Annotated in this window: 2 protein-coding genes; both read left to right on the forward strand. The window is 50.4% G+C overall.

Annotated elements, in window-relative coordinates; genetic code table 11:
• Window positions 1-3,268 (forward strand): DUF1601 domain-containing protein (locus tag ACO6V1_RS22820; RefSeq protein WP_422468773.1); only part of this gene is annotated, 3,268 nt, incomplete at its 5' end.
• Window positions 3,269-3,327: 59 nt separating this feature from the next.
• The coding region (locus ACO6V1_RS22825) for a hypothetical protein (RefSeq protein ID WP_422468775.1) at window positions 3,328-3,847 on the forward strand (520 nt) is incomplete at its 3' end.

A 3,847-nucleotide genomic window follows, 5' to 3' on the forward strand; every position in this document is an offset into this window, starting at 1 on the left:
ATACACAAGATCAGGTAATAATTACAATCAACCGAATAACCATGCCCCTTCTTCAGGGCGTGGGCGATATAGACATGCCACAGTCAGACCATGGGATAATTCCCCACGCACGGCACCGGGCCGCAATGAATTTTACCATTCTTCTGGCACACGCTCTTCTCAACATCTACAGTGCCGTTCAGTAAGCCCTGCTCAAGATTTTAATGCCCTCATCAAACAGGAAATAATGGATGATCTGTTGAGTAAATCGGATCGTTTCGGTCATCGCTATGATGGGAGAAATCACAGCCTATATGCCAGTTCAATTAAAAAATACACGTCAGCGTATAAAAGACCGTTAAATCGAACAGAACAAAGCCAGCTGATGCGTTTGCTGCAAAATTTTACTGCAGCACGGAGCTGGAATTGGCGAAGCCTGACGACAACACTGCACTCATTTACTTCAGCGGGTGTTTTTACACTTCATAAACCCATGGATGAGCGAGTTAAACTTACTCAGGCTAACTTATTGTCAACGCTATTTGATTCAATCATATTTAACTGCAACCAAAAACCTGAATCCAGGGATATTGATGCCCTGGGAATCGCCAGCCTGCTGTGGGCCATGGCGAAACTGGTGAACAACGGGCAGGAGCAGACACCAGAATTCAACGAGACCGTGGCCGCGCTGTTGCCCCAAGTGGCCGCACAGCAAGACCAGTTTAATGCCCAGGGAATCGCCAACCTGCTGTGGGCCATGGCGAAACTGGTGGACAACGGGCAGGAGCGGACGCCAGAGCTGAACGAGGCCGTGGCTTCGCTGTTGCCCCATGTGAACGCACAGAAAAACCAATTTAATACCCAGAATATTGCCAACCTGCTGTGGGCCATCGCGAAACTGTCGGACAACGGGCAGAAGCGGACACCAGAGCTCAACGAGGCCGTAGCCGTGCTGCTGCCCCACGTGAACGTACAAAAAGCTAACTTTAAACCACAGGGTATCGCCAACCTGCTGTGGGCCATAGCGAAACTGGTGGACAACGGCCAGGAGCAGGCACCAGAACTCAACGAGGCCGTGGCCGCCCTGTTGCCCCACGTGAACGCCCAGAAAGACCAATTTATTCCTCAGGCTATCGCCAACCTGCTGTGGGCCGTGGCAAAACTGGTGGACAACGGTCAGGAGCAGACACCAGAACTCAAAGAGGCTGTGGCTGCGCTGTTGCCACACGTAAACACACAGAAAGCTTGCTTTAAACCACAGGAAATCGCCAGCCTGCTATGGGCCATAGCGAAACTGGTGGACATTGGACAAGAACGGACACCAGAGCTCAACGAGGCCGTGGCCGCCCTGTTGTCCCACGTAAACGCACAGAAAGCTCACTTTAAACCACAGGGTATCGCCAACCTGCTGTGGGCCATGGCGAAACTGGTGGACAACGGGCAGGAGCCGACACCAGAGCTCAAAGAGGCTGTGGCCGCGCTGTTGCCCCACGTGAACGCATACAAAGACCAATTTATTCCTCAGCATATCGCCAACCTGCTGTGGGCCATGGCGAAACTGGTGGACAACGGGCAGGAGCCGACACCAGAGCTAAAAAGGGCCTTGGCCGCGTTGTTGTCCCACGTGAACGCACAGAAAGCTCACTTTAAACCACAGGCTATTGCCAACCTGCTGTGGGCCATGGTGAAACTGATGGACAACGTCCAGGAGCGGACACCAGAACTCAAAGAGACCGTAGCCGCGCTGTTACCCCGCGTGAACGCACAGAAAAACCAGTTTAATGCCCTGGCTATTGCCAACCTGCTGTGGGCCATGGCGAAACTGGTGGACAACGGGCAGGAGCCAACACCAGAGCTCAAAAGGGCCTTGGCCGCGCTGTTGTCCTACGTGAAGGCACAGAAAGCTCACTTTAAACCACAGGGTATCGCTAACCTGCTGTGGGCCATGGCGAAACTGGTGGACAAAGGGCTGGAGCGGACACCAGGTCTTAACGAGGCCGTGGCCGTGCTGTTGCCCCAAGTGAACGCACAGAAAGACCAGTTTATTCCTCAGCATATCGCCAACCTGCTGTGGGCCATGGCGAAATTGGTGGACAAAGGGCTGGAGAAAACACCAGAGCTCAAAGATGCTGTGGCTGCGCTGTTGCTCCACGTAAATGCACAGAAAGACCAATTTAATCCCCAGCATATCACCAACCTGCTGTGGGCCATGGCAAAACTGGTGGACAACAGGTACGAGCAGACACCGGAGCTCAACGAAGCGTTGGCTACGCTGTTGACCTGCGTGAACGGACAAAAAGACCAGTTTAATGCCCTGGCTATTGCCAACCTGCTTTGGGCCATGGCGAAACTGGTGAACAACGGGCAGGAGGCAACACCAGGGCTTAACGAGGCTGTGGTCGCGCTGTTGCACCGGGTGAACGCACAGGACCAATTTAATGCCCAGAGTATTGCCAACCTGCTGTGGGCCACGGCCAAACTGGGTGAACTCGTTGAGCTGACCGTGGCTATCTCTGCGTTCGAATCGCTTGTCTATCGAATCAGTAAGAACCTGCAGTTTTCTCATGAAGAGATATCGATGTCTCTCTGGGGAGTCATGGTATGCTGTGCCAGGTTGGCTCTAGACTCCAACGCCAATAAAAATAACGTGCTTGAAAAGCACATGGATGACCTGTTGACTCGCCTGGAAAATACCTCGCCAGATAATGAAGAGGATCAATCCATCATGATCATGGCCGCAAGTTGGCTTGGCAGATCTTGTCCGGTCGTCCGCCATTACCAGAAAGCAATTTCTTCAAAAACCCAGGCCGACTTCCGCTATCAACTCCAATCATGCATTCCATCTTTGAGGATTGAAGAAGAAAAGAGTCTGAACTCATTACCTCCGGTTGACCTGCTTCTGCCCGATCACAACATTGTGATTGAAGTTCAGGGACCGTCTCATTACCTGGGTCGTGATTTTAAAACCAGGAATGGTTCGACTCTGCTTAAAATCGCACTGCTGCAAAAATCAGGATTTGAGGTCATAGAGATCCCGGTTAACATGCTTTGGAATCAGGATTTAATGAAACCATACATTGATCAAATAAAGACCAGGATAGGCATCCCCCCACAGGAGCATGGCTCTATATCATTTAATAGAGGGTGGGCAGATGCTGCATACGTGACTGCAGAAGAACATTTAGAAGAGCAAACCAACCCAGCAAAAAAGAAGAAGAGAAGAAGAAAACAAACAGTCAGTAATCGCCTTCTTCCCATCATGACTCAAGGAAACTTTTCCGCACAATGAACTTCTGAGCAGAACAGCGGTCTGCTTTTTATATTTTCATGAATTAATGAAATATAATTATGGATAGAAGTTCTGCTGGTATCAGTGGTCAATACCCAAGATCAGATAACGGTTACAACCAACCGAATGGCCATGCCCCTTCTTCAAGGCGTGGGCGATATAGACATGCCACAGTCAGACAGCGGGATAGTCCCCCGCGCTCTACCCCGGGATGTAATGAATTTCACCATTCTTCAGGCCCATGCTCTTCTCAATATCTAGTGCGCCGTTCTGTCAACCCGACTCAAGATTTTAATGCCCTCATCAAACCAGAAATAATGGATGATCTGGTGAGTAAATCGGGTCGTTTCGGTCATCGCTATGATGGGAGAAATCACGGGCAATATGCCAGTTCAATTAAAAAATACACGACAACTGCTAAAAGACCGTTAAATCGAGCGGAACAAAGCCAGCTGGTACGCTTGCTGCAAAATTTTACCGCAACACGGAGTTGGAATTGGCAAAGCCTGACGACAACACTTAACTCATTTACTTCAGCGGGTGTTTTTACCCTTCATAAACCCATGGATGAGCGAGTTA

It is taken from the genome of Endozoicomonas sp. ALC013, from assembly GCF_049310205.1.
In the GTDB taxonomy this organism is placed as follows: domain Bacteria; phylum Pseudomonadota; class Gammaproteobacteria; order Pseudomonadales; family Endozoicomonadaceae; genus Endozoicomonas.